Source organism: Sphingomonas sp., assembly GCF_042095875.1.
Lineage (GTDB): Bacteria > Pseudomonadota > Alphaproteobacteria > Sphingomonadales > Sphingomonadaceae > Sphingomonas.
On sequence record NZ_JBELMJ010000088.1, the window covers coordinates 1 to 4,757 of the forward strand.

At 63.3% G+C, this 4,757-nt stretch carries 5 protein-coding genes; 1 reads left to right on the top strand and 4 read right to left on the bottom strand.

What is annotated here, in order from left to right:
* Window positions 1-252: 252 nt before the first annotated feature.
* The 4 genes from ACFDS6_RS16540 to ACFDS6_RS16555 form a co-directional block, all read right to left on the bottom strand.
* On the bottom strand, window positions 253-1,278 hold the full coding sequence (locus ACFDS6_RS16540) for a hypothetical protein (protein ID WP_375273193.1): 1,026 nt from the start codon (window positions 1,276-1,278) through the stop codon (window positions 253-255).
* Window positions 1,279-1,399: 121 nt separating this feature from the next.
* A complete protein-coding gene (locus ACFDS6_RS16545) occupies window positions 1,400-2,005 on the bottom strand; it encodes a hypothetical protein (protein ID WP_375273194.1) in 606 nt (201 codons plus the stop codon).
* A gap of 55 nt (window positions 2,006-2,060) precedes the next feature.
* Entirely contained in the window at window positions 2,061-2,633 is a 573-nt protein-coding gene (locus ACFDS6_RS16550; protein WP_375273195.1) for a hypothetical protein, read from the bottom strand.
* A 792-nt stretch (window positions 2,634-3,425) separates the two neighbouring features.
* Entirely contained in the window at window positions 3,426-4,160 is a 735-nt protein-coding gene (locus ACFDS6_RS16555; RefSeq protein ID WP_375273196.1) for an SDR family NAD(P)-dependent oxidoreductase, read from the bottom strand.
* An 82-nt stretch (window positions 4,161-4,242) separates the two neighbouring features.
* Between ACFDS6_RS16555 and ACFDS6_RS16560 the strand changes: the two genes are divergently transcribed.
* Window positions 4,243-4,644 (top strand): winged helix-turn-helix transcriptional regulator, encoded by a 402-nt coding sequence (locus ACFDS6_RS16560; RefSeq protein WP_375273197.1) that lies wholly within the window; start codon window positions 4,243-4,245, stop codon window positions 4,642-4,644.
* Window positions 4,645-4,757: the final 113 nt, after the last annotated feature.

The window sequence follows — 4,757 nt, forward strand, 5'->3', positions numbered from 1 at the left end:
GGATAACACTGACGTGAATGCCGCCATCTTCCCAAAGATGGTGACCCCTACGGGAGGAGTGACCATCGTCTTGAAGCCAGCATTTCTGCTGGGTTTCTAATCGCGCGTTCTGTCTGCTGTACCTGCTCGCTGTACCAGCTGAATTCTCGAAAGTTAGGTTTGAGAAAGCAGGCTGTAAAGACGATCTGTCGATCCGGCGGCAATGCAAGCGTGCCGCCGTGGGCCGACGCGGCGTACTAACCAGCTTTGTGTCTAGCCGATGTCCGTCGCCATGATCAGCCGTGATCGCCCGCCCTTGAACTTTACGTCTGTCAAGCGACCGTCACGATCGGTCATCCTGGCGATCCTCCCTGCCGCGCGCATCGCCGGATGATCGAACAGCTGCTCGGCGGGCTGGCCGACCAGTTCGCGTCGACGAGCTTCGTCGAGCGGTCGATCGTAGCGGAGCGCACCCTCGTAGAAGAATGCCCCGCCAGGCGACGGCAGGACGTAGCCGTAGAGGTGGAGCCAGCCCCCGGTGAGCAGCACGGAGAGGCGCGTGTCGCTGTTCCTCGTCGCCTTGCCGCCGAGTTCGATCCTCGTCTCGCCGGCTGCCGCCCGGCGCAGCACGTCCTGCAGGTCGAGGCCCATCGCGGCGATGACCGCTTCGGTGCTGGCGCCGACCTCAAACAGGGCGCCGGCCGCGCGCAGCCTATCACGCTGCTTTGCCAGGCGGCGCTGGGACCGACCTATGAAGCGGAGGTGCCTCACGATGTCGGTGGCATGACCCGCCGCGTAGGTATGCTGCGACGTGGCCAGGTGGTGGTCGAGCTCCACATACGTCGCGTCGAACGGCACGTCGCGCAGGCTGATGGCAGCTTCGGCGCTGACAGGCGCGAACGACAGCCCTTCGAACCGCACCTCGCCGCCGACCCTGGCAGCGGCCTCCGCCACCCGTTCACGGCCGGTCGCGAGCAGGGCCAACAGCTTGTCCCTGCGCTGATGGACCTCCGTCATGCGCTTGCGCAGCATGGTAGCGGCCTGCTCGACGTTCGCTGCGAACAAGGACCAGGGCCCGAGATTCAAAGGCAATGCCGTCTGCGCGTCGAGCATGACCTCGACGGTGATGACCTCATCATCGAGGTGTTCCGACGTGTGGACGCGATAGGCGCTCGCGGGCGGCGTCGGAACGCCGGTGCCGCGCAGGCCGCGATCGACGGAAGCGATGATGTAAGCCAGAACAGTTACCGTCGTACCGGTTTTCGCGACCTTGACCTTCTTCGCTGCACCCTTTGTCATCTTCAATCCTTTCCCACGACCACATGGTCCTACCTCGACCGACCTTATCGAACAGTCAGCGGCGTCAGCCGGCGGTCTGTCTCCACCGGCTGCTCGGCGGCCAATGATCTACCCGCGCCGGTCAGTGCACCGAACGGCTGTGGGTCGCGGCGCGCGGGGCGGCGATGCTGTCGAGCCTGTTCGCGAGCACGGCCCGGCCGCGCAGCAGCGCAAGTTCGGCGAGCTCGACTGTGCCCTCGAACCTGTCGCCGAGCAGCTGGCCTTCCATGAAGGCCGTGCGCGTCGCCGTATCCGCGAAGGCGTGCTCGATGATCGGCAGCGATCGGGTGGCGAGCGTCATCACCAGCCTGATGCTGGACGTGCCCACGTTCTCGATCTTCGCCCCGGTGCAGAGCTCGAACATGTAGTTGCCCGCGCCGTAGCGCTTGCGCGCATCGGCAAGTGCGAGCTCGGCGATGATGGCAGAGAGGTGGTTGCCGCCCTCGCGCTCCGCAATCGCGCGCCACTCGGGCCAGAGGTGCTGGCGTTCGCCCAAGAAGACGACCGCGCCGCGCAGCTTGTCCTCCTCGAAGCAGCGCATCCACATGAGCGTCTTCCTGCCCGCGGCGTGCAGCGGGCTGAGAAGCGAGAAGGTCAGCGAATACTCCTTGGCGGGATCGGCCTCGAAGAACGCCGGGCCGGGATTGTCCATGATCATTGTTTCATCCTCGTCGATGGTGTCGGTCACCGTTTCGGTGCCACGCACGAGCGATCGGGAGATCGCTCCTTTCTTCGTGGGCGAGTCAGTCCGGCAGCTCGTCCTGCGGCGCTCGCGGCCCTGCAGGCGCCTGCGACAGCACGGCAGCCACGGCGGCGAGTTGCTCCTCACCGGCGGCCTTCCAGTGATGGCAGGTGACACCATGCGCCTCGTAGAGGTGGTCGGCGGCGGCCGCGACCTCGGCGTAGAGCTTGTCGCGACGACGCTCGGCCCGCGCCTCCTTCACCTCCCGCGATCGGGCGGCTTCCATCTCGAGCTCCGCCAACGCGAGATCACGCTTGAGCCGGACGCAGAGCAGCCGACCGGCGAGGTCGGCGATCTGGTCCTGGTTGTCGAGCACCAGCTTGCGCAGGGCGGTCTGGCGCACGCCGGGGTACGTGGTGCCGAGCCGAAGACTGTTGAGCCGCTGCGGTGGGCTGTCGCCCTTGGCGCTGGGGACGATGCCGGCGCGCTTGCGGACGAGGCCGAGGAGACGCTCCTGAACGAGGTCGAACCCGGCCTCGTGCTGGTCGATCAGCGTCACAATCTCGCCGGCTTCGATAGCCGGTGCATAGGTAATTATCTCCCGCAGCAAGCGGGAGAAATCTTCGATGTTCATGATTGTCCTCCAGAGTTGATGATGTCTGGAGGAAGGGTCAGGAAGCCTGCCACCCCGCTGGCGGGCGCATCACGACACGCTGCAGCCGATTGCACAACTGCCGGTCATCGACCATCCGGTTGTCGCGACTGCCCCGTTCGACCTGCGCGCGTGCCGGTCCATGCTCGCGCTGCGACGCGGCTCGGTCGAGTCCGAACAATCGAAGCAGCGCTGAGATGACCGCCGTCATTAGGGTAAGATAATGCTGCCTACGTAATCAGGCAATAGGTAGCGTTAAGATGACCGGGCAGCTAGTATAATTAACGATGCGTTAGCGTGCCGAGTAGTAGGACGCGCCATGCCTCTCGCCGATAGAAGGAAAGAGGTCACTTTCATCGTATCGGTTAATGCAGGCTTCTGTTGCATAAGGACCGCGATGCGCGGCCACTACCGCGTATACGGCCATGCTTGCCGGCGAGGTACTCGCGCCGAAGCGCGTGATTTGCTCGGTTGGCGCGTACAGTTCGGCACCGTGCATTCGTCTACTGTATGTCGCACATACCCGGACTATCCCTTACGCCCGCGATGTACCTGCCAGAGAGACCGATCGTGTTGGCGCAGCGACTATTTGACCCAGTTGCGGTCATCCACGGCCGGTTTTCACGTTCCCAATTTCTGCCATTCGTTCATGTCGGCCCTCCGGCACGGTCATCGCGTGGCGCGGTGACCGGAAGGTCGTAGTTGCTATTGGTGTGACACTCCGCGGGCTGGTTTGCTGGTGCCAGCCGACCTCGAGCCGGCTGGAGCACTTCATCAAATCTGCGCCAGGCCACCGTCGGTAAACAGCTCGCTGCCCGTCATGAAGCTGCTGTCTGATGATGCCAGGAAGGCAGCAGCAGCCGCGACTTCTGACGGCTGGCCGACATGTCCGATCGGCGTCGTCGCCCCCATCTCGATCATGGCATCACGGCCAACGACCTCGGCGGCAAGCTCGGTCAAAGTCGGCCCCGGTGACAGGACATTGACCCGGATACCCGTGCCCCGCAAATCCTGCGCCCAGCTGCGCGCCAGGTTGCGGACTGCCGCCTTTGAGGCGCTGTAGACGCTGAATGCCGGAGTCCCCATGACGCCTGTGGTCGAGCCTGTGAGGATGACCGAACCGCCGGCCTCCATCAGTTTTAGGCCTTTTTGAACCGTGAAGATCGTGCCCTTCACATTGACGTCGAACGTCGCGTCGACATGGTCGGGCGTGATTTCGGACAAGAGCACCAATGCCCCCGTGCCGGCATTGGCGAACAGGATGTCAAGCTTGCCGTGCTGCTGCTTCACCGTGTCGTACAGCCGGTCGAGATCTCCAGCATCAGTGACCGATCCTGGGACCGCACGTGCATTACCGCCGAGCGCCGCCACGGCTGCTTCCAGCTTATCTGCCCTGCGTCCGAACAGGTACACGAACGCCCCTTCGGCGACGAACCGCTTCGCTGACGCCAAGCCAATCCCCGTGCCACCCCCGGTAACAACAGCAATCTTCCCGTTCAGTCTGGTCATAAGTGCCTCCATTCATTGGTTGCACGCAGTTGGCTTGCGGCCTACCTAAGGACAAGTATGCACCTTTTGGTAAGTACCTATAATGTCTGAAATTCCACTGGTCTACGATCACGCCGTTCCCCCCATCGCGACTGCCTTCACCTGCGGGCTCGACGCCACGCTCAAGGTCATCTCGGGAAAGTGGAAGCCCCTGATCCTGTACTTTTTGCTGCGCGGGCCCACCCGCTATGGGGAACTGAAGCGCGCCATCCGCGACGTCAGTGACAAGGTGCTGATTCAGCAACTCAAAGAACTAGAAGCGGACGGCGTCCTGCGCCGGAACGACTACAAGGAAGTGCCGCCGCGGGTCGACTACACGCTCACCGAGCTCGGCCAGAGCCTCGCCCAGGCGCTTGAGCCTTTATGCCAGTGGGGCACCGACAATATGGTCGTAATGCAGAAGCTATTCGCTGAGCGTGACGAATGGGGGCGTGGGCGCAATTGAACGACAGGCCATTGGGCCTGACTAGCTGAGCATCGCACCCATCGCTTCTGGATCAGCCTGACCCACAATCGGCCGTTCCGTGGCGCCTTGACCTACCGCTAAAGCGGTCGCTC